Origin of the sequence: Cryobacterium tagatosivorans (assembly GCF_004402215.1) — a bacterium.
Classification (GTDB): domain Bacteria; phylum Actinomycetota; class Actinomycetes; order Actinomycetales; family Microbacteriaceae; genus Cryobacterium; species Cryobacterium tagatosivorans.
Map to the genome: position 1 here is coordinate 78,968 of NZ_SOEZ01000024.1, position 20,582 is coordinate 99,549.

The following is a 20,582-nucleotide window of genomic DNA, read 5'->3' on the forward strand; positions in this document are numbered from 1 at the left end:
TCGCCACGGCCTGGAGAAGCCCCGGACCCGGGTCCTGCCTGCCGTCAGCGCAGGACCGGGACCGGCGCGGAGCGGGCAGCCTCCGGCGCGGCGAGAATGCGGGTGCAATCCTCGATCGCCTGGGCGAGCAGGTCGTACAGCCGCGCGTCCGCGTCGGGCACGCAGGCCTCGGCGATACCCGGCACGGAAATGCGCAGGATCGACTCCGCCGTCTGGGCGGTGAACTTGGAACGGGGCCGAGAGCCGACGAACCCGATGAAGTCCCGCGCCCACCGTTCGGTGTCCGGCGCCTGCTCGAACGCCCGCCGTACCAGGGACGTGACGCCGGCCGACGAAGAGTCGTCCAGCCCGGCGAGGTTGCGTTCGCAGGTCAGGATGCCCACCGCCAGCGCGCGCTGGCGTTCCATGCTGGCGACGGGCAACGCCTCGGTCGCGGCGCGGAGGGCCACCAGCAGGCCGACCCGCGGGTCGTCGCCGCGGAGGCCGATGACGGACGGGATCAGGCTCGTCAGCCGGGACCTGGCCGCATCCGAGGTGCAATCGTTGACCATCCTGGCGAGCGACGCGAGCGCCGGGTGGGTGCAGGCCGGATGGTCGCTCCAGGACTCGCCGGCGAGATACGACGCGAATTCCATGAAGCATCCGCCGTTCCGGGGAGTGCGGTGCTTCCCTCGGGAAAGCACCGGCATCAACTCCGGCGCGCCGGCCGAGTGGTGTGTCATGAGGACCTCCATGAGACGTGAACTGTTGCCTTCTAGTCTCACCCCGCAGGGTCGGAAATACCAGTGGCCTCCCCGCGGGCGCCCGCACGGGGTAGAACGGTGCCATGGCTGACCTGGCGGCGCTTGCCTCGTGGATTGACGGCTATCGTCGCGCCTGGGAATCCAACCTGCCGGGGGACATCCAGGCGCTGTTCACCGAGCGGGCAGTCTACCGAACAGAGCCCTACGCCGATCCGTGGGTCGGGCAGGATGCCATCGTCGCCGAGTGGCTGCTCGCAGCCGACGAACCGGGGGAGACCTCGTTCCGCTGGGCGCCCCTGGCGATCACCGACGAGGTCCAGATCGTCGTGGCGACGACGGTCTACCGCGACGGGCCGAGCTACCGGAACCTCTGGGTGATCCGGCTGGCTCCCGATGGTCGGGCGAACGAGTTCACCGAGTGGTGGATGGAAGAGCCCGACTCGGCTGCCTGAGGCGACCGGTGCCCGGCGGACCGGTTCACGGCGCGGACTCCGCAGCCTTCGCCGCGGTCAGCGCGGGGTTGCGAATGCCCGCCAGCGAGACGAGGCCGCCCACCACCAGGAGTCCCGCCGTGACCATCGCGGCCCGAAGGTAGCCGTCCAGGTCCAGGGCGGAGCCGACGATGATGCCGGTGCAGGCGACGGCGACGAGGCCGGCGACCCGGGCGACGGCATTGTTGATGGCGGAGCCGATGCCGGCCCTGGCCGGGTCGACGGCGCCCAGGATGGCCGTGGTCAGCGGCGCGACAGTGATGGCCATGCCGAGGCCGAACACCGAGACTCCCGGCAGGACCTGGGTCCAGTACTCCGCCGCCTCGGTCATGGTCAGGGTGAGGAGGAAGCCGACCGCGCAGACCATCGGGCCAAGCGTCATGAACAGGCGCGGCCCGATCCGATCGGCCCAGGCGCCGAACCAGGAGGCCAGCACGATGAGCAGGACGACGGCGGGCAGCGTCGCCACCCCCGCCGCCAGCGCGGTGTACCCGCCGATTTCCTGCAGGAAGACGGTCAGGGCGAACGGTCCGAAGGTGAAGGCGGCGTAGATGAAGAGGGTCGCGATATTGCCCATGCCGAAGTTGCGCACGGCGAACATCTCGAGCGGCATCATCGGATCCGTCGTGCGGTGTTCCCACCAGAGGAAGGCGACGAAGCAGGCGATCCCGAGCACGAGCGGCAGGTAGATGGCCGGGCTCGACCAGCCCAGCCGTCCCTGTTCGATCAGGGCGAAGACCGGTCCGCCGAGGCCGAGGACGCCGAGGGTCGCGCCCACGACGTCGACGCGCGGCCGGGCCGGATTGGGTTCGTCCGTGCCCAGACCCGCGAGCAACCACAGGGCGACCGCGATCGGCAGCACATTGATCGCGAAGATCAGCCGCCAGGACGCCGCGTCGACCAGCACGCCGCCGATGAGCGGCCCGACCACGAAGGCGGCCGTCGTCCACGCCGTCCACCTGCCGATGGCCTTCCCCTGCTCGGTGGGCGCGAACGTGGAGATGATCAGGGCGAGGGAACTGGGCACGAGCAGGGCCCCGGTCGCCCCCTGCAGGATCCGGGCGATGACGAGCACCAGAGCGCTCGGGGCCAGGGCGCAGAGCAGGGAGGTGGCGCCGAAGCCGTACAGGCCGATGCGCATGATCCGCAGCCGGCCGAAGGAGTCCGACAGGGATCCGGCGATCAGGATGAACGCGCCCAGGGTGATCAGGTAGCCGTCGACGACCCACTGCTGCAGGGCGAGCCCGCCGCCCAGATCCTCGCGCATGGCCGGCAACGCGACGTTGATGACCGCACCGTCGAGGAACGCCACAAAGGTGACGAGGATGGCGACGAGGAGTACCCGCTGGGCTCTGGTCACAGGCACAGCGTATTACCCCGCGCCCCTGCGCGACAACGGCCGGGCCGCGACCGGCCGGCCTCAGCTGCCCCAGCGCCAGCGACGGGCCGTTGTGCCCGGCTCGGGCCGGCGCCAGCGCGGCCAGCTGCCGATCGCGCGCTGCTGCGGCAGGCTCCAGCCGTAGCGGGCGGAGAGCACCCGGATGACGGTGGTCGCGACCACGCAGACGATCCCGGCGATCGTGATCGGCACGTTGAGCAGGAAGAGCATGACGAGCAGCCCGCTGCCGACCCCTGCCGCCACGGCATAGTGCGAGCCGACGTGCATGACCGCGATCGGCACGTTGAGCATCATGTCCCGCACGGCCGAACCGCCGACGGCCGAGACGACCCCGACGAAGAGGGAGGGAATCTCGGGCAGCCCGGCGGCGAGCGCCTTCGAGGTGCCGATGGCGCCGAACAGGCCGATCGTGACGGCGTCGAGCCCGATGATCAGCGGGCCGAGCCGGTTGAAGAGGCTCTGCAGCAGCATCCCGAGGAGCGCGGCGCCGGTCGCCACCGGGAGATACCAGTTGCTCTGCAGTGCCGCCGGGACGCCGCCGAGGAAGATGTCGCGCAGGAGTCCGCCGCCGAGGCCGACCACGACGCCGATCAGGGCCACTCCGAGCAGGTCGAAGCGGGCATCCTTGAACCGGCCGGCGAACATGGCGCCCTGGATCGCGCCGATCCCGACAGCCGCGAGGTCGAGCCAGAGAGGAATGGTGAAGAGGGTGGAGGGCACCATCAACTAGTACCACGCCCGGCGACCGGCCCGCCGCGCCCTTCACTCCCGACCCAGCCGATAGTGGGAGAATTGCGCCGTGCCTGTCTACCGTGATGAAGCCGTCGTGCTGCGCACCCACAAACTGGGTGAAGCCGACCGTATCGTCACCCTGCTCACCCGGCAGCACGGCAAGGTCCGCGCGGTCGCCAAGGGCGTCCGGCGCACGGCGTCGAAATTCGGCGCCCGGCTCGAACCGTTCATGGTCGCCGACGTGCAGCTCTACGAGGGCCGGAGCCTGGACATCATCACCCAGGCGGAGTCCCTCGGCTCCTACGGCGCCCTGATCACGGCGGACTACCCCAGCTACACCGCGGCCAGCGTGATGGTCGAAACGGCCGACAAACTCACCGAGTCCGAGGGCTCGCTGCAGCAGTACCTGCTGCTCGTCGGGGCGCTCAGGTCGCTGTCCCGGCGGGAGCACGGTGCCGGGCTGACCCTCGACTCGTACCTGCTTCGTGCCCTCTCGATGGCCGGCTGGGCGCCGAGCTTCCAGGACTGCGCGCGCTGCGGCACGGTCGGCGACCATTCCGCCATGGTCGTGCAACTGGGCGGCATCGTCTGTGACAACTGCGCCCCGCCGGGTTCGCCGAGGCTCGACGGTGCCACGATCGCCCTGCTCAGCGCCCTGCTCACCGGCGACTGGGACCACGCGGCATCCACCGCGGAACGCACCCAGGCCCAGGCCACCGGCGTCGTCGCCGCCTACACGCAGTTCCACCTGGAACGCGGCCTTCGATCACTGGAGCATGTCAGCAAATGAGCCTGAACCCCTTCAGCCCCAAGCCGATCACCCACAAAAACGCCGTCCCATTCAAACCGCTGGACTGGACGGGCCTGTACCCTCCTTCGATGCCGGCGAGGGCGGTTCCCGAGCACGTGGCCGTCGTCATGGACGGCAACGGCCGGTGGGCCAATGCGCGCGGCCTGCCCCGGGTCGAGGGGCACAAGGCGGGCGAGGCGTCACTGCTCGACGTCGTCGCTGGGGCCATCCAGATCGGCGTGAAACACCTCAGCGTGTACGCATTCTCGACCGAGAACTGGAAGCGCTCGCCCGACGAGGTGCGTTTCCTGATGGGCTTCAACCGGGACGTGCTGCACCGCCGCCGGGACCAGCTGAACGAGTGGGGGGTCCGGGTGCGCTGGGCCGGCCGGAAGCCCCGGCTGTGGGCATCCGTCATCAACGAACTCCAGTTCGCCGAGGAACTCACCGTCGGCAACGACGTGCTCACCCTGACGATGTGCGTGAACTACGGCGGCCGCACCGAGATCACGGATGCCGTGCGCGCCCTCGCCGAGGACGTTGCCGCGGGCAGGCTGAAGCCGTCCGGCATCACCGAGAAGGCCATCCAGCGGCACCTGTACACCGCGGAGCTGCCCGACGTGGACCTGTTCGTGCGGAGCTCGGGGGAGCAGCGCACCAGCAACTTCCTGCTCTGGCAGAGCGCCTACGCCGAAATGGTGTTCCTCGACACGCTCTGGCCGGACTTCACCCGGGTGGACCTCTGGCGGGCCATCGAGCTCTACGCCTCCCGCAACCGCCGCTACGGCGGCGCCGTCGACACGCCGACCGCCTGACGGGAATACTCCGGCTGCCCCTCGCGGTTGCGCCAGAGTGAGTGAAACCATCAAAGTAGACATCTGGTCCGACGTGCAGTGCCCCTGGTGCTACATCGGGAAGCGCAAGTTCGAGGCCGGGGCCGCCCTGTTCGGCGGGGAGATCGAGGTCGAATACCACAGCTTCGAGCTCGCGCCGGATACCCCCGTCGACTTCGACGGCAGCCCGGTCGACTACCTCAGCCAGCGCAAGGGCCTGCCGCTCGCCCAGGTCGAGGAGATGCTCGAGCGTGTCACCGGCATCGCCGAAAGCGTCGGCCTGCACTACGACTACGACTCCGTGCACCAGACCAACACGGTCATCTCCCACGAGCTGCTGCACTACGCCAAGTCCCGCGGGCGACAGCTCGACATGAAAGAGGCCCTGCTCAAGTCGTACTTCGTCGACGGTGGGCATGTCGGCCGGATCGAGGATCTCGCCGACCTGGCCGAGAGCATCGGTCTGGACCGGGCCGACGTCGTGCGGTCGCTCACCGACCACGAGTTCCTGGCCGACGTCAAGGCGGACGTCGCCCAGGCCACCGCCTACGGCATCCAGGGTGTCCCGTTCTTCGTGATCGACGGACGATACGGCATCTCGGGGGCGCAGGATCCTGATACCTTTGCCCAAGCCCTCCGCCAGGTGCGGACCGACAAATCCGAGGAGCACAGCGCATGACTGACGCAACCACCACCCAGGAAGTCCCCACCGACGTCACCGTCCCCCAGATCGAGCTGCTCGGCCAGTCCGGCGGCGGCTGCTGCGGCGGTTCCGCCTGCGGTTCATAGCCTCACCCCCCGCGAAACCGCAGTTGTGCGCGCTAAAACGCGCTCATATCAAGCACAACTGCGGTTTCGCGGTGGTATTTAAAGTCTGGGAGAATTGATCACGATGACTCCCTCAGCCCTGACCACGCCGACGGCCCCGGCGGCCGCCCCGGCGCTCTCCATCGGCCCGCTCACTCTCGACGTGCCCGTCGTCCTGGCGCCCATGGCCGGCATCACCAACACCGCGTTCCGCCGGCTCTGCCGCGAATTCGGCGCAGGCCTCTACGTGAGCGAGATGATCACCTCCCGCGCCCTGGTCGAACGCACTCCCGGCTCGATACGCCTGATCAACCACCACGAGAGCGAGTCGACGCGCTCCATCCAGCTCTACGGCGTCGACCCGAAGACGGTCGCCGAGGCGGTCACCATGCTCGTCGCCGAAGACCGGGCGGACCACATCGACCTGAATTTCGGATGCCCGGTGCCCAAGGTCACCCGCAAGGGCGGGGGAGCGGCGCTGCCGTGGAAGCTCGGCCTGTTCCGGCAGATCGTCGAGGCGGCGGTGAAGGCCGCGGGACCGATTCCGCTGACCATCAAGATGCGCAAGGGCATCGACTCCGACCACCTCACCTACCTCGAGGCCGGCAAGGCCGCCGAGGGCGCAGGCGTCGCGGCGATCGCGCTGCACGCGCGCACGGCCGCCGAGTTCTACTCCGGCCAGGCCGACTGGCCGGCCATCGAAAAGCTCAAGAACGCGATCACCGGCCCGCCCGTGCTCGGCAACGGTGACATCTGGTCGGCGGAGGATGCCCTGCGCATGGTCGCCGAGACCGGCTGCGACGGCGTCGTGGTCGGCCGCGGATGCCTCGGTCGCCCGTGGCTGTTCGGCGACCTCGCCGCGGCGTTCCGGGGCGACCTGTCGACCGCGAATATCCAGCCCGACCTCGGCCGGGTCGCGGCCACCTTCTACCGCCACGCCGAACTCCTCACCGAGTTCTTCGACAGCGAAGAGCGCGCCTGCCGCGATGTGCGCAAGCACGTGGCCTGGTACTTCAAGGGCTACCCGGTCGGCGGGGACCTCCGCGCCAGCCTGGCCACGGTCGGCTCGCTGGCCCAGCTCGAGGAGCTCCTGGGCACCCTCGACGGCACCCAGCCCTACCCGGGCGAAGGAGCCGAGGGGCCTCGCGGCCGGGCCGGGACGCCCAAGCGAACGGCGCTGCCGGAGCACTGGCTGGACTCCCAGGAACTGGCCGGCGCCGAACGCGCCAATCTGACCGAAGGTGAAGGGGACACAAGCGGTGGCTAACGCTACGGGGTACGGCACGCAGGCCGAGGAACGCTGGCTACCGGAGGAGCACAGTTCGCGCCGCAGCGACTTCGCGCGCGACCGGGCACGACTGCTGCACTCCAGCGCCCTTCGGCGCCTGGCAGCGAAGACGCAGGTGCTCAGCCCGACGGCGGGCCTCGACTTCGCCCGCAACCGGCTCACCCACTCGCTCGAGGTCGCGCAGATCGGACGCGAGCTCGCCCTGCGCCTCGGCCTGGACCCCGACATCGTCGACACGGCCTGCCTCGCGCACGACATCGGTCATCCGCCCTTCGGCCACAACGGCGAGAAGGCGCTCAACACCTGGTCGCTGGATGTCGGCGGGTTCGAGGGCAACGCCCAGACCCTGCGCCTGCTCACCCGCCTCGAACCGAAGGTCTTCGGTGACGACGGCCGCAGTTACGGTCTCAACCTCACCAGGGCGAGCCTCGACGCGAGCTGCAAGTATCCGTGGCCCGAGGACTCCTCGGTGGCCGACCCGAGCGGCCGCGCCAAGTTCGGCTTCTACGACGACGACGTCGCCGCCTTCGAGTGGCTGCGCCAGGGAGCGCCGGACCGGCAGCTCTGCATCGAGGCCCAGGTGATGGACCTCTCCGACGACATCGCCTATTCCGTGCACGATTTCGAAGACGCCGTCGTCAACGGCTACGTGGATGTCGCCGCGCTCGGCAGCAGGGTCGACCACGACGAACTCGTGTCGTCGATGTACGAGTGGATCGGCGGTGAGCTCACCTACGACCAGCTGATCCGGGCGTTCGACCGCCTGGACTCGCTCGACGTGTGGCTCGACGGCTGGACCGCCGGCCGGCGAGACCAGGGGCGCCTGAAGAACCTCACCAGCCAGCTGATCGGGCGATTCTCCGGGGCGGCCGTGCGGGCAACGCGCGAGGCCTACCCGGCGGAAAGCCTCATCCGGTTCGGGGCGCACGTCGTCGTGCCGATCGAGATCCAGGCCGAGATCGCCGTGCTGAAGGGAATCGTGGCCGCCTTCGTGATGACCCGGAACACTCGCAAGCCGATCTACGTGCAGCAGAGGCAGGTGCTCACGCTCCTCGCCGACGCCCTCCTCGCCACCGGCGACGCCCAGCTCGACCCCGGTTTCCGGGAAGACTGGCACGCCGCGCCGGACGACGCCGCCCGCAAGCGGGTCGTCGTCGACCAGGTCGCCAGCCTCACCGACCAGTCCGCGCTGGCCTGGTACGAGCATCTCGTGCAGGACTGACCCATGGGCGGGACTAGCATTCAGCTATGGCAGGCCTGATCCGACAAAGCGACATCGAAGAGGTCAAGGCCCGAACCAACATCGCCGACATCATCGGCGACTACGTCAGCCTCAAGTCCGCCGGCGTCGGCTCGATGAAGGGCCTGTGCCCGTTCCACGACGAACGCAGCCCCAGCTTCCACGTGCGCCCGCAGGTCGGTTTCTACCACTGCTTCGGCTGCGGCGAGAGCGGCGACGTCTACTCGTTCCTGCAGAAGATGGACCACGTCAGCTTCTCCGAGGCGGTCGAACGCCTGGCCGGCCGGGTCGGCCTCCAGCTGCACTACGAGGACGGCGGGGGAGCCCCCGACCACAGCAACCGCGCGCGCCTCCTCGCCGCCAACCAGGCCGCCGCCGACTTCTTCGTCGCGCAACTCGGCAGCCCCGGCGCGCAGGTCGGCCGCACCTTCCTCGGCGAGCGGGGCTTCGACGCCACGGCCGCCGAACGATTCGGGGTCGGCTTCGCCCCCAAGAGTTGGGATGAGCTCACCAACCACCTGCGCGGCAAGGGATTCTCCACCGAGGAGCTCACCCTCGCCGGCCTGGTCTCCAGCCGCGAGGGCTCCAGCGGCGTCTATGACCGGTTCCGCGGCCGGCTGGTCTGGCCCATCCGGGACATCACCGGGCAGACCATCGGCTTCGGCGCGCGCAAGCTGCTCGAGGACGACAAGGGCCCGAAGTACCTCAACACGCCGGAGACGCCGGTGTACCACAAGGCCCAAGTGCTCTACGGCCTCGACCTGGCCAAGCGAGACATCTCCCGCAGCCACCAGGTCGTCGTGGTCGAGGGGTACACCGACGTCATGGCCTGCCACATGGCCGGGGTGACCACGGCCGTCGCCACCTGCGGCACCTCGTTTGGCGTCGACCACATCAAGGTGCTGCGCCGCGTCCTCGGCGACGACAGCCGCCTCGGCGAGGTGGTCTTCACCTTCGACCCGGATGCCGCCGGCCAGAAGGCCGCCGTCCGCGCGTTCAGCGAGGAGCAACGCTTCGCCGCGCAGACCTTCGTCGCCGTCGGGCCGGACGGCCTCGACCCGTGCGACCTGCGCCTGCACCGCGGCGACGACGCGGTTCGCCGCCTCGTCGACTCGAAGAAGCCCATGTTCGAGTTCATGATCCGCCAGCTGCTCACCCAGTACAACCTCGACACGGTCGAGGGACGCGTCGCCGCCCTCCGCTCGGCCGCGCCGATCGTCGGCGACATCCGCGACCCCGCGCTCCGACCGGGCTACACCCATGAGCTCGCCAGGATGCTCGGCATGGACCTGACCGAGGTGAAGAAGGCCGTCTCGGCCGCCCAGGCCCGCGGCCGCGCCCCGGAGCCCGCCGCGGCGAACAGACAGCTGGGCGACGGGGATAGCGCCCCCGTCGAGAAGCCCTTCTCGCTCCTCGAACTGCCGACCGACCCGGTCACCCGCCTGGAGCGGGACGGCCTGATGGCGATCCTGCAGCATCCGGGCGTCGTCACCCCTGAGCTGCTCGCCCGCGCGGTGCACACCACATTCGCCAACCCGTCCCTGGCCGTCGTGCGGGACGGGATCCTTGCCAGCCTGCCGCACACCGCGTCCCCGGACTGGCTGGACCTCGTCGTCGCCGAGGTGCCGGATCAACTCGCGAACCTGGTCAGGCAGCTCGCCATGGCCCCGCTGCCCGAACGCACCCAGCGCGACATCGACCGCTACGTCCGTGACATCGTGATCGCCCTCGTCGACCGCGACCTGCTGCGCCAGAAGGCGGAGCTGCTGGGCAGGCTCCAGCGCACGGATGCCGCCAACCGCGAGGTTTACTCCACCCTGCAGCGTGAACTCGTGCGCGTCGAAGCCGAACGGCGCAACCTCCGCGAGGAATGAGGTGCCGCGCTTTCCGGCCGGGTTAGGTTGCAGCTCTGTAAAGATGCCTTGTGTATCCCCGAAGAACCGCTCATTCTGTGCTAGTTCTATCCATACAGCTATGCACGGCTGCCGTTACCGCGCGCCGCCGTGCACAAGTCACACCTATGGAATCACCTACAGGAAGAGGTTTCGGATATGACATCCGCATCCACAAACCGCAAGCGCGTTCTCGCTGCTTCGGCTGCCTTCGCAGCCGCAGCACTCGTGCTCGCAGGCTGCTCCGCTGGCGGCTCAACCGGCGGCGACACCAAGACCGGCGGGCCCATCACCATTGGGACCACGGACAAGGTCACCACGCTTGACCCGGCCGGTTCGTACGACAACGGTTCGTTCGCCGTGCAGAACCAGGTCTTTCCCTTCCTGATGAACACCCCGTACGGCAGCCCCGACGTCGAACCCGACATCGCGACCAAGGCCGAGTTCACGGCTCCGACCGAATACACGGTCACGCTGAAGCCGGGCCTCAAGTGGGCCAACGGCAACGACCTCACGTCCTCCGACGTGAAGTTCAGCTTCGACCGCCAGCTGAAGATCGCCGCCGACAACGGGCCTTCCTCGCTGCTCTACAACCTCGCGAGCACCGCGGCACCGGACGACACCACCGTCGTCTTCACGCTCAAGGCCGCGAACGACCAGATCTTCCCGCAGATCCTGTCCAGCCCGGCCGGACCGATCGTCGACGAGGAATCCTTCTCCGCCGATGCCCTGACGCCCGACGACGACATCGTGGAGGCCAACGCCTTCGCCGGACAGTACGTCATCACGAGCTACGACTTCAACAACCTCATCGGCTACAAGGCGAACAAGGACTACGAGGGCCTCCTGGGAGCCGCGAAGACCGACGTCGTCCGGGTCAAGTACTACACCGAGGCCTCGAACCTGAAGCTCGACGTGCAGGAAGGCAACATCGACGTTGCATTCCGCAGCCTGTCGGCCACCGACATCGAGGACCTGCGCGGAAACGACAAGGTCAAGGTCGTCGACGGACCGGGTGGCGAACTCCGCTACATCGTCTTCAACTTCGACACGCAGCCGTTCGGTGCGAAGACCGCCGATGCCGACCCGGCCAAGGCACTCGCCGTCCGCCAGGCCGTCGCCGACCTCGTCGACCGTGCGGAAATCGCCGACCAGGTCTACAAGGGCACCTACACGCCGCTGTTCTCCTACGTGCCCGACGGCCTGACCGGCGCCACCGAGTCCCTCAAGGGCCTCTACGGCGACGGCGACGGCGGACCGGATGCCGACAAGGCGAAGGCCACCCTCGAAGACGCCGGCGTGACCACCCCGGTCGAGCTGAACCTGCAGTACAACCCGGACCACTACGGCCCCGGCTCCGCCGACGAGTACGCACTCGTCAAGGACCAGCTGGAGTCATCCGGACTGTTCTCGGTCAAGCTGCAGTCGACCGAGTGGGTTCAGTACGCCAAGGACCGCACCACGGACGCCTACCCGGCGTACCAGCTCGGCTGGTTCCCGGACTACTCGGACGCTGACAACTACCTGACGCCGTTCTTCCTCAACGAGAACTTCCTGAAGAACCACTACAAGGACCAGGAAGTCAACGACCTGATCCTGAAGCAGGCCGTCACCTCCGACCCGGCGGAGCGCACCAAGATCATCGAGGACATCCAGGACAAGGTCGCGGCCCAGCTGTCGACCGTGCCCCTCCTCCAGGGCGCGCAGGTTGCTGTCACCGGAACCGACGTGACGGGCGTCAAGGACACGCTCGACGCGTCCTTCAAGTTCCGTTACGCCGCGTTGGCCAAGGGCTAGGCGGTTCAGAGACTAGAGTCTTCTCTAGTTCGGTAAGCGGGGGTGCCCGGCGTTTCTTCGCTGGGCGCCCCCGAATCTTTGTAATCGTGAGGTAGGAATGACCACTGTGGCAACGTCGCCGGCAGCAAAGGACAGTCGGCCGGCTGGGCGCAAAAGCAAACCATCCGGAGGCGGGATCGGGCGCTATCTGCTGATCAGGTTCCTGCTCATCTTCCCCACCATCTTCATCCTGGTTTCCATGGTGTTCTGGCTGATGCGGACGACCGGTGACCCGATCACCGCGGCCCTCGGTGGACGCCTCGGGCCGGAACAGCTGGCCGAACGGATCCACGCGGCCGGCTATGACCGCCCGATCCTGGTGCAGTACTTCGAGTACCTCGGGCAGATCTTCACCGGCAACTTCGGCACAACGATCAGCACGAACCGCCCGGTCTCCGAAGTCCTCATGACCTACGGTGTGGCCACCGCGGAACTCGCCTTCTACGGGCTCCTCGTCGCCTTCATCGTCGGCATCCCGCTCGGCATGGTCGCCGCCTATTGGCGCGACAAGGGACAGGATGCCCTCCTGCGGGTCTTCGCGATCCTCTGCTACGCCACCCCGGTGTTCTTCTCCGGCCTGCTCTTCAAGCTCGTCTTCGCGGTCTGGCTCGACGTTCTCCCCGTCGCGGGCCGCGCCACGACCGGTTCGGAACTCGAAATGCAGCTCCTGCCGAACCCGACAGGCCTGTACACGATCGATGCCATCCAGGTCGCCGCGCAGACCGGCAACACCGAAGTGCTCGCCGACGTGCTCCAGCACGCCGTGCTGCCGTCGCTCGCCCTCGGTCTCCTCACCGCCGGAGTCTTCCTCCGGCTCGTCCGCACGAACGTCATCGGCACGCTCGGCACCGACTATGTCGACGCCGCCCGCTCACGAGGAGTGAGCGAGTTCCGGCTGGTGAGCAAGCACGCCTACCGTCCGGCGCTCATCCCGATCATCACGGTCATCGGCCTGCAGATCGCCCTGCTGCTCGGCGGCGCAGTGCTGACCGAGACCACCTTCGAATGGAAGGGCCTGGGCTTCGTGCTCATTGAGTTCATCAAGGCTCGGGACTACGTCGCCGTGCAGGGCATTGTCGCCCTGCTCGCCGTCATCGTCGCGCTGTCCAACTTCATCGTCGACATCATCGCGGCGATCATCGACCCGAGAGTGAGGTACTAGTCATGACCTCGAACTCCGACCTGGCAGCCCCGCACAAGCCCAGCCTGTTCTCCCGCCTTCCGGTCGTGCACCAGCTGCGCCAGAGCGTCGGCCTGCAGCGCGGGATGCTCATCGCCGGCCTCATCATCGCCGGCCTCTTCATCCTGACCGCGATCTTCGCGCCCGTGATCGCTCCCTTCGGCTTCAGCCAGTTGCGTGACGAGAACGGTCGTTTCGGCTCGCAGCAGCCTCCGAGCGGCGCACATCTCTTCGGCACCACGGTGGGCGGCTACGACGTGTTCTCCCGGGTGCTCTGGGGTGCGCAGACCGCGATCTTCGTGATCGTCGTCGCGGTCGTCCTGTCGATCTTCGCCGGGGTCGTCCTCGGCTTGGTCTCGGGCTACTTCGGCGGCTGGCTCGACCGTGTGCTCGTCGTCGTCTCCGACGCCGTCTACGCCTTCCCGTCGCTGCTGCTGGCCATCGTGATGTCGATCGTCATCTCCGGCGGGCGGTCAGACCTGATCGGCGGTGTGCTGGCCGCGGCGATCTCGATCACCGTGGTCTTCATCCCGCAGTATTTCCGGGTGATTCGCGCCGAAACCGTGCGAATCAAGGCGGAGGCCTATGTCGAGTCCGCCCGCGTCCTGGGCGCCAGCAACGGCCGGATCATGTTCCGGCACGTGCTGCGCAACGCCACCCGCACGCTGCCGCTCATCTTCACGCTCAACGCCTCCGAGGCGATCCTCACCCTCGCCGGCCTCGGCTTCGTCGGCTTCGGCATCGAGCCGACCGCCGCGGCCGAGTGGGGCTACGACCTCAACAAGGCCCTGTCGGATGTCACGAGCGGGATCTGGTGGACGTCGCTGTTCCCCGGCCTCGCGATCGTGCTCGTCGTCCTCGGCATCACCCTCGTCGGCGAGAGCCTCAACGACCTGGCCGACCCGCGCCTGCGCGGCCGACGCCGCGTAGCCCAGGCGTCGGGCCTGGTCGCGGAGACTTCCGTCGTTCCCGGCGGCACCCTCATCGCCGGCCCCGGCGGCCTCGACGGCCTGGAGAGCAACGCCACGCACCCCGACAATGGATTGGAAACCAGGCCATGAGCAATGTCCTCACGATCACGAACCTGGGCATCTCCTTCGCCACGGACGCCGGCGCGGTCAAGGCCGTCGACGACGTCAGCCTGACCGTCGCCCCCGGCGAGGTCCTGGCCATCGTCGGCGAGAGCGGCAGCGGCAAGACCGTCACCGCCAAGACGATCCTCGGCCTGCTGCCGGAGACGGCGACCATGAACGGCGCCGTCCTCCTCAGCAGCAAGGACGGCTCCAGCCAGAGCAACATCGTCTCGCTCAGCAAGCAGCAGCTGCGCCAGGTGCGCGGCAAAGACGTCTCGATGGTCTTCCAGGAGCCGTCGACCGCGCTGAACCCGGTGTACACCGTCGGCTGGCAGATCGCCGAGGGCATCCGCGCCCACGGGGAGTTCAGCAAGAAGGAGGCCAGGGCCAAGGCGATCGAGATCCTCGGACGCGTCGGCATCCCCGACCCCGAAACCCGCGTCAACTACTACCCGCACCAGTTCTCGGGCGGTCAGAAGCAGCGTGTGATCATCGCCATGGCGCTGGTGCTCGATCCGGGACTCATCGTGGCGGACGAGCCGACGACGGCGCTCGACGTGACGGTCCAGGCGGAAATCCTCGACCTTCTCCGTCGCGTCCGCGATGAATTCGGCACGGCGATCGTGTTGATCACCCACAACATGGGTGTCGTCGCCGACCTGGCCGACCGCGTCGCTGTGATGTACGAGGGCAAGGTCGTCGAAGAGGCCCCCGCGCAACAGCTGTTCAGCTCGCCGCAGCACGAATACACGAAAAAGTTGCTCGCCGCCGTGCCGCACGTCGGCCAGGGCATCGTCCGGGCCGCGGCCAGGGCCGAGGCTCGCGCGCCCGGCTGGACCGACCAGGCGCCCGTCGTCGTCGCCCAGGACCTGCGGATCGAGTACCCCGGACGGCTCGGCCGTCCGGGCTTCGTCGCCGTCGACGGGATCAGCTTCTCGATCCGTCCCGGTGAAGTCCTCGGCCTCGTGGGTGAGAGCGGGTCGGGCAAGACCACGACCGGACGGGCCATTGCCGGCCTGACCCGCGTCACCGGGGGCTCGCTCAAGGTGCTCGGACACGAGATGCACGGGTTCAAGGAGCGCGAGTTCAAGAAGTTCCGCAGCGACATCGGCTTCGTCTTCCAGGACCCGGCGTCCAGCTTCAACCCGCTCCTGACGATCGCCGAATGCGTGGCCGAGCCGCTCGTCGTGCATGGGAGGGCGTCCAACCCCGGCGCCGCCCGGGCGCGGGTGAACGAACTCCTCGAGGCCGTTCAGCTCCCGCGCGCCTATGGCGACCGCTACCCGCACGAGCTCAGCGGCGGCCAGCGCCAGCGCGCCAGCCTGGCCCGTTCCCTGGCCCTCGAGCCGTCGTTGCTCATCGCCGACGAGCCCACGTCGGCCCTGGACGTCTCGGTGCAGGCACGCGTGCTCGAACTCTTCGCCGAACTCCAGCGGGAGTTCGGCTTCGCTGCCCTGTTCATCAGCCACGACCTCGCGGTCGTCGACATCCTGGCCGACCGGATTGCCGTGCTGTACAAGGGCAAGCTGGTGGAGGAGGGCACCGGCGCCGAAGTCCTCGGCGCACCGAAGGACCCCTACACCCAGCGGCTGCTCGCCTCGCTGCCCGTTCCGGACCCGGCCGAACAGGCCCTGCGTCGGGAGGGGCTCCGCAAGCTGCGTGCGGCAGGATAGAGCCATGACACGCGGCGCCGCACCGGACTACCCGATCACCACCAGTGACCTGACGATCGAGTATCCGGCGCACGGCGCCAGCCCGGCCTTCGTGGCCGTGCACGGGCTCACCCTGCGCATCGCGCCCGGCGAGGTACTCGGCCTGCTCGGCGAGAGCGGCTCGGGCAAGAGCACGATCGCCCGCGTCCTCTCCGGCGCCGCCTATTCGGGCGGCTTCGGCGGGGTGCGCGCGCAGATCACCGGGGGAGAGGCCTCCGTCCTCGGGATCCCGCTGCGGCGGATCAGCCGGCGGGCGCTCGCCCGGCTGACCTTCGGGGTGGGGCTCGTGGCTCAGGACGCCGCCGACACACTCCCGCCAACGATGACCGTGGCCGAGATCGTCGCCGAACCCGTGCTCGAACGCGACCATCACTTCGACCGCAAGGACCTGGACACCCGGGTGGCCACGATGGTCGACGCGGTGCGGCTGCCGTTGTCCCTGCTGGGCAAGTTCCCCTACGAACTCAGCGGCGGTCAGCGCCAGCGAGTCGCGCTGGCCAGGGCCCTCGTGTTCGGTCCGTCACTGCTCATCGCCGATGAGCCCACCGCCGGCGTGGACGTCACCGTGCGCAACGCGGTGATCGACCTGATCGGCGAGCTGCAGCGGGAACGCGCCTTCTCGGCGCTGGTGATCAGCAGCGACCTGGCCGTCCTGCGCCGCGTGGCGAACCGCATCGGCGTGATGTACCAGGGCGTCCTGGTCGGCCTCGGCACGATCGACGAGGTCTTCGACAACCCGTGGCACCCCTATGTGGCCGGCCTCGGGGCGGCGCTGTCCGGAGACGGCCCGGCCGCCCGGGTCCACCTGGCCGTGGACGAGGACGCACCGGCCACCGAAACCGGGATGGCAGAGCATGTCAACGGATCCTGAGACCGTCACGTTCATCGAGGACCAGCTCGCCGGACTTCGCGTGCGGACCCTGCGGATGTTCGGCGAATTCGGGATCTACTGTGACGAGAAGATCGTCGGCCTGATCTGCGACGACGCCCTGTTCCTGAAGCCCTCGTCGGCCGATCCGGAGCTGTTCGCCCGCACCGAACTCGCGCCGCCGTATCCGGGCGCCAAGGACTACCACCGTGTGCCCGGGGACGCCCTTGAGGACCGTGACTGGCTCGGCGCGGCCGTGCAGGCGACCGCGGACGCGCTGCCGGCTCCGCGCGCGAAGAAGGCGAAGCCGCACTCATGACCGGACGGCACGCATGACCGGACAGCACCGCGCCGTGCTTTCCGGCGAAGTCACCGCGCTTCCGCCGGGCGAACGCCCGACGCCCGGCCCGATTGCGGTCCTGCCGAAGGCCTCGGAGGTCTTTGTCAACGCCGTTCGGGATGCCGGGGGCCTGGTCTCCGAGCTCTCGGCCGGTACCCGGGGGTTGATCTGGCTGTCCAACAGCCGTGTCGACGAGCTGGGGGCCACCCTCGCAGCGAACCCGCAGATCGAATGGGTGCAGCTGCCCTGGGCCGGGGTCGACGCGTTCGGACCGATGCTGGCCGCGCAGGCACGCCCTCGCCTGCTGTGGACGAGCGGCAAGGGGGCGTACGCCCAGCCGGTCGCCGAGCACGCGCTGGCGCTCACGCTGGCGCTGCTGCGCGCGCTGCCGAAGCGGGCGCGGGCCACGAGCTGGGACCCGGTGCCACTGGGCACCTCGCTCTACGGCCGGAAGATCGTGATCATCGGCGCCGGCGGAATCGCGCTCGAACTGATCCGGCTGCTCGCGCCCTTCGACACGCAGGTCACGGTCGTTCGCCGGAGCCCGCTGCCGGTACCCGGCGCGACGCGCACGGTGCAGACGGATGCCCTGCACGACGTGCTGCCCGGCGCCGACGTGGTCGTCGTGGCCGCGGCCCTCACCGACGGCACCCGTCACCTGCTCGGCGCCGCGGAGTTCGCCCTCATGGGCCCGCACGCGAACCTGGTCAACATCGCCCGTGGGGCACTTGTCGACACCGACGCCCTCGTGGCGGCTCTCGGCGCGGGAGTCATTGCCGGTGCGGCGCTGGACGTGACCGATCCGGAGCCGCTGCCGGAGGGGCATCCTCTGTGGCGCGAACCTCGCTGCCTGGTCACGCCGCACATGGCCGACACGCCCGAGATGACGGCGCCCCTGCTCGCCGAGAGAATTCGCCTGAATGTGCGGGCTTTCCTCGACAACGGGCGGTTTGTCGGGGTTGTCGACCCTCAGGCCGGCTACTGAGCGGCCGAGTGGATTTGGCACACGGTGAACCTTTGCTAAAGTAGCAACGCTGTGTTCAGCGTTATCTGATCAAAGCATTCCTCGATAGCTCAATTGGCAGAGCAGCCGGCTGTTAACCGGCAGGTTGTTGGTTCGAGTCCAACTCGGGGAGCGAAAAGGCCGTTCCGGGCTCCACCCTGGACGGCCTTTTTTCTTCCCTCGCCCCCCCCCGAAGGGCGTGCACGACGAAAGGCGGCTCGGGTGGACCCCTGGCTCATCCTCAGCGCTGTCCTCGCGCTGTCCGTTGCCGCGCTGCTCGTGCTGTGGCGCCAGGCGGACGCGAAGTCCCGCCGCACGGTCTTCGACCGCACCACTGCCGAACGCCTGCGCATCGAGCTTGAGCTCTCGCTCGCAGAGCAGCAGGGCCGCCTCGGCATCATCGGCGAGCTCCAGGATGGCGCCATCCTCTCGGTCTCACAACTGATCACGCGAGCAGAGGGGGCCAGGTACGCGGCAAAAAGCGACCCGTCCACGGTCGTGCGTGCCGCCACGGCACTCGTCGATGACGGGCGGATCGCCCTGGCCGACATGCGTCGCGTGCTGACGCTCGTGCGCGACGCCGACACCACGAACCGTCCCGCGCCCGGGCTGCAGTCGACGGATGACCTGGTCCGCGTCATGCGGGACGCGGGGCTCGAGGTGAGCCTCACCGAGTCGGGGGAGAAGTTCCCGCTCAAGCCGGGGGCCGAGCTCGCGATCTATCGGATTCTGCAGAGCGCGCTGGCCAACTCCCTCACCCACGGGGGCGTCGGCACCGAGGCGCGGGTTTCGTTCACCTGGACCCAGGATGGCCTGCAGTTGCTCGTCGACGACGACGGCATCCGGGCTGCGGCCCGGCGTGAGGGGGCCGACGAGGGTGATATCGCGGCACGCACCGCGTACACGATCGACGACGACCTGAAGTCGCTGAGCGACAGCCTGACCGGCGCGGGCCTCACCCAGATGCGCGAACGCGCCCAGGCCTTCGGCGGCGTCCTCAGCGCGCGCACCGTGCCGGGCGTCGGGTTCTCGGTGTCGGCGATGTTCCCTGCACTGCGCTTCCACAACGGCGTCCACGGCGTCGACCTCGGTCGCTGAAGCAGCAGCACGAATGGCTGAGTCCGGCGGCCTCGATCGCCACCAACGTTCCGCGCTGCGAGCCGGCCTCGCGGTCGGCCTCGCCACGGCGGCCTACGGGATTTCGTTCGGCGCACTGTCCGTGGCATCCGGCCTCGATGTCTGGCAAACCTGCTTCATCAGCCTCGTCATGTTCTCCGGCGGATCCCAGTTCGCTCTCGTCGGAGTCCTGGCCGCAGGCGGCGCGGCCGCCGGTCCTGCCGCCATCGCCGGTGCGGCCCTCCTGGGCACGCGGAACGGGATCTACGGGATCCGCACCGCGCCGATCGTCGGTCCCGGCCGCTGGAAGCGGCTCGCCGCCGCCTGGATCACCATCGATGAATCCACGGCCGTCGCTCTCGCCCAGCCGACCCCGCGCAGTCGGCGGACCGGCTTCTGGGTGACCGGCCTGGCCGTCTTCGTCGGCTGGAACCTGACCACGCTGGCCGGCGCCCTGATCGGCGAGGCTCTCGGCGACACGCGTGCCTTCGGTCTGGATGCCGCGGCCGCCGCCGCCTTCGTCGGCCTGCTCTGGCCGCGCCTGAAGCGCATGCAGGCCGCAGCCGTCGCCGTAGCCGCCGCTGTCGTCGCGGTGTTCCTGACGCCCCTCATCATGCCCGGCCTGCCCGTTCTGGTTGCCGCCCTCGTGGCCGTCGCCGTCGGCCTGTTCAACTGGTTGGGGATGCCGGACCGTCCGTCGCCCGAGGGCACCCTGCCGGTGCCCGAGGAAACCCTGCCGGTGCCCGACGAGACACCGTCCGTGCCCGGCACGAGGGAGACGGCCTCATGACCTTCTGGCAGATCATCATCCTCGCCTCGATCGCGGTGCTGGCCCTCAAGATCGCCGGATACCTCGTGCCGCCAAGCCTTCTCGAGAAGCCCGCCGCGGCACGGGTCGCCGACCTCCTGACGATTGCCCTCCTGGCCGCCCTCGCAGCCGTGCAGACCTTCGCCGCCGGCGCGGAGATCGTCGTCGACGCGCGGGTGCCCGCGGTGATTGTGGCGATCGCCCTGTTCGCGCTCCGCGTGCCGTTCATCGTGGTCGTTCTGGCGGCGGCCGGCGTCGCGGCAGGGATCCGGGCGCTCTTCTGAGCCGGCAGCCTTTGAATTCTCGGCTTACGGCGCCTGAGGCGTTGGCTGCGCAGGCGGGAGGGTGACGGGTGAGCCGAGGTGGAGGGCGCTTTTGCTGGAGAGGCGGATCGGGGTTTGGTCGGGGTCGATTCCGGGTGGGGGGATGAG

General features: G+C 68.9%; 20 protein-coding genes and 1 tRNA gene. 18 read left to right on the top strand and 3 right to left on the bottom strand.

Features of this window, described 5'->3' with window-relative positions; genetic code table 11:
- Nucleotides 1–44 precede the first annotated feature (44 nt).
- Nucleotides 45–722: a hypothetical protein gene (locus E3O23_RS04905; protein WP_198415135.1), complete on the bottom strand. Its 678-nt coding sequence runs from the start codon at nt 720–722 to the stop codon at nt 45–47.
- A gap of 104 nt (nt 723–826) precedes the next feature.
- Here E3O23_RS04905 and E3O23_RS04910 point away from each other — a divergent pair, with 104 nt between their 5' ends.
- Entirely contained in the window at nt 827–1,195 is a 369-nt protein-coding gene (locus E3O23_RS04910; RefSeq protein WP_134488725.1) for a hypothetical protein, read from the top strand.
- A gap of 25 nt (nt 1,196–1,220) precedes the next feature.
- Here the strand turns inward: E3O23_RS04910 and E3O23_RS04915 are convergent, their stop codons facing one another.
- Entirely contained in the window at nt 1,221–2,594 is a 1,374-nt protein-coding gene (locus tag E3O23_RS04915; protein WP_134488726.1) for a DHA2 family efflux MFS transporter permease subunit, read from the bottom strand.
- Nucleotides 2,595–2,654: 60 nt separating this feature from the next.
- Nucleotides 2,655–3,356 carry a trimeric intracellular cation channel family protein gene (locus E3O23_RS04920; RefSeq protein ID WP_134488728.1) on the bottom strand — a complete coding sequence of 234 codons (702 nt, stop codon included), beginning with the start codon at nt 3,354–3,356 and terminating at the stop codon, nt 2,655–2,657.
- A 76-nt stretch (nt 3,357–3,432) separates the two neighbouring features.
- On the opposite strand from E3O23_RS04920, the gene recO reads away from it, so the two are divergent.
- The 17 genes from recO to E3O23_RS05005 all read left to right on the top strand — a co-directional run bounded on the left by recO (nt 3,433) and on the right by E3O23_RS05005 (nt 20,435).
- Nucleotides 3,433–4,155, top strand: coding sequence for a DNA repair protein RecO (gene recO / locus E3O23_RS04925; protein ID WP_134488730.1), 723 nt, complete (start codon nt 3,433–3,435; stop codon nt 4,153–4,155).
- Nucleotides 4,152–4,970 (top strand): isoprenyl transferase, encoded by an 819-nt coding sequence (locus E3O23_RS04930; RefSeq protein ID WP_134488732.1) that lies wholly within the window; start codon nt 4,152–4,154, stop codon nt 4,968–4,970. The genes recO and E3O23_RS04930 overlap by 4 nt, the downstream gene beginning before the upstream one ends.
- Before the next feature lie 37 nt (nt 4,971–5,007).
- Nucleotides 5,008–5,667, top strand: coding sequence for a DsbA family oxidoreductase (locus E3O23_RS04935; protein ID WP_134488734.1), 660 nt, complete (start codon nt 5,008–5,010; stop codon nt 5,665–5,667).
- A 213-nt stretch (nt 5,668–5,880) separates the two neighbouring features.
- Complete coding sequence (gene dusB, locus E3O23_RS04940) at nt 5,881–7,062, top strand: tRNA dihydrouridine synthase DusB (protein WP_134488736.1); 1,182 nt, start codon at nt 5,881–5,883, stop codon at nt 7,060–7,062.
- The gene (locus E3O23_RS04945) at nt 7,055–8,305 is read left to right on the top strand and encodes a deoxyguanosinetriphosphate triphosphohydrolase (RefSeq protein ID WP_174776594.1); all 1,251 of its coding nucleotides are present in this window, start codon (nt 7,055–7,057) and stop codon (nt 8,303–8,305) included. The genes dusB and E3O23_RS04945 overlap by 8 nt, the downstream gene beginning before the upstream one ends.
- A gap of 26 nt (nt 8,306–8,331) precedes the next feature.
- Entirely contained in the window at nt 8,332–10,197 is a 1,866-nt protein-coding gene (dnaG, locus tag E3O23_RS04950) for a DNA primase (protein WP_134488740.1), read from the top strand.
- A gap of 177 nt (nt 10,198–10,374) precedes the next feature.
- On the top strand, nt 10,375–12,012 hold the full coding sequence (locus tag E3O23_RS04955) for an ABC transporter substrate-binding protein (RefSeq protein WP_134488742.1): 1,638 nt from the start codon (nt 10,375–10,377) through the stop codon (nt 12,010–12,012).
- Between the two features lie 97 nt (nt 12,013–12,109).
- Entirely contained in the window at nt 12,110–13,213 is a 1,104-nt protein-coding gene (locus tag E3O23_RS04960) for an ABC transporter permease (protein WP_134488744.1), read from the top strand.
- A 2-nt stretch (nt 13,214–13,215) separates the two neighbouring features.
- Nucleotides 13,216–14,292, top strand: coding sequence for an ABC transporter permease (locus tag E3O23_RS04965; RefSeq protein ID WP_134488745.1), 1,077 nt, complete (start codon nt 13,216–13,218; stop codon nt 14,290–14,292).
- Nucleotides 14,289–15,977 (top strand): ABC transporter ATP-binding protein, encoded by a 1,689-nt coding sequence (locus tag E3O23_RS04970; RefSeq protein ID WP_134488747.1) that lies wholly within the window; start codon nt 14,289–14,291, stop codon nt 15,975–15,977. Before E3O23_RS04965 ends, E3O23_RS04970 begins: the two co-directional genes overlap by 4 nt.
- 4 nt (nt 15,978–15,981) lie before the next feature.
- Complete coding sequence (locus E3O23_RS04975; protein ID WP_134488749.1) at nt 15,982–16,887, top strand: ABC transporter ATP-binding protein; 906 nt, start codon at nt 15,982–15,984, stop codon at nt 16,885–16,887.
- Nucleotides 16,871–17,203, top strand: coding sequence for a TfoX/Sxy family protein (locus E3O23_RS04980; RefSeq protein WP_134488751.1), 333 nt, complete (start codon nt 16,871–16,873; stop codon nt 17,201–17,203). The genes E3O23_RS04975 and E3O23_RS04980 overlap by 17 nt, the downstream gene beginning before the upstream one ends.
- Nucleotides 17,204–17,216: 13 nt before the next feature.
- Nucleotides 17,217–18,209, top strand: coding sequence for a D-isomer specific 2-hydroxyacid dehydrogenase family protein (locus E3O23_RS04985; protein WP_134488753.1), 993 nt, complete (start codon nt 17,217–17,219; stop codon nt 18,207–18,209).
- A gap of 78 nt (nt 18,210–18,287) precedes the next feature.
- Nucleotides 18,288–18,360 (top strand) — tRNA-Asn (locus E3O23_RS04990).
- Nucleotides 18,361–18,449: 89 nt separating this feature from the next.
- The gene (locus tag E3O23_RS04995; RefSeq protein WP_134488755.1) at nt 18,450–19,325 is read left to right on the top strand and encodes a sensor histidine kinase; all 876 of its coding nucleotides are present in this window, start codon (nt 18,450–18,452) and stop codon (nt 19,323–19,325) included.
- 13 nt (nt 19,326–19,338) lie between these two features.
- Entirely contained in the window at nt 19,339–20,133 is a 795-nt protein-coding gene (locus E3O23_RS05000) for an AzlC family ABC transporter permease (RefSeq protein ID WP_134488757.1), read from the top strand.
- A complete protein-coding gene (locus E3O23_RS05005; RefSeq protein ID WP_134488759.1) occupies nt 20,130–20,435 on the top strand; it encodes an AzlD domain-containing protein in 306 nt (101 codons plus the stop codon). Before E3O23_RS05000 ends, E3O23_RS05005 begins: the two co-directional genes overlap by 4 nt.
- Nucleotides 20,436–20,582 lie beyond the last annotated feature (147 nt).

Bases quoted from the DNA above. Each gene is read 5' to 3' on its own strand.
- E3O23_RS04905 (WP_198415135.1), bottom strand. From the start codon at position 722: ATGACACACCACTCGGCCGGCGCGCCGGAGTTGATGCCGGTGCTTTCC.
- E3O23_RS04910 (WP_134488725.1), top strand. From the start codon at position 827: ATGGCTGACCTGGCGGCGCTTGCCTCGTGGATTGACGGCTATCGTCGC.
- E3O23_RS04920 (WP_134488728.1), bottom strand. From the start codon at position 3,356: ATGGTGCCCTCCACCCTCTTCACCATTCCTCTCTGGCTCGACCTCGCG.
- E3O23_RS04930 (WP_134488732.1), top strand. From the start codon at position 4,152: ATGAGCCTGAACCCCTTCAGCCCCAAGCCGATCACCCACAAAAACGCC.
- dusB (WP_134488736.1), top strand. From the start codon at position 5,881: ATGACTCCCTCAGCCCTGACCACGCCGACGGCCCCGGCGGCCGCCCCG.
- dnaG (WP_134488740.1), top strand. From the start codon at position 8,332: ATGGCAGGCCTGATCCGACAAAGCGACATCGAAGAGGTCAAGGCCCGA.
- E3O23_RS04955 (WP_134488742.1), top strand. From the start codon at position 10,375: ATGACATCCGCATCCACAAACCGCAAGCGCGTTCTCGCTGCTTCGGCT.
- E3O23_RS04960 (WP_134488744.1), top strand. From the start codon at position 12,110: ATGACCACTGTGGCAACGTCGCCGGCAGCAAAGGACAGTCGGCCGGCT.
- E3O23_RS04965 (WP_134488745.1), top strand. From the start codon at position 13,216: ATGACCTCGAACTCCGACCTGGCAGCCCCGCACAAGCCCAGCCTGTTC.
- E3O23_RS04970 (WP_134488747.1), top strand. From the start codon at position 14,289: ATGAGCAATGTCCTCACGATCACGAACCTGGGCATCTCCTTCGCCACG.
- E3O23_RS04975 (WP_134488749.1), top strand. From the start codon at position 15,982: ATGACACGCGGCGCCGCACCGGACTACCCGATCACCACCAGTGACCTG.
- E3O23_RS04980 (WP_134488751.1), top strand. From the start codon at position 16,871: ATGTCAACGGATCCTGAGACCGTCACGTTCATCGAGGACCAGCTCGCC.
- E3O23_RS04985 (WP_134488753.1), top strand. From the start codon at position 17,217: ATGACCGGACAGCACCGCGCCGTGCTTTCCGGCGAAGTCACCGCGCTT.
- E3O23_RS05000 (WP_134488757.1), top strand. From the start codon at position 19,339: ATGGCTGAGTCCGGCGGCCTCGATCGCCACCAACGTTCCGCGCTGCGA.
- E3O23_RS05005 (WP_134488759.1), top strand. From the start codon at position 20,130: ATGACCTTCTGGCAGATCATCATCCTCGCCTCGATCGCGGTGCTGGCC.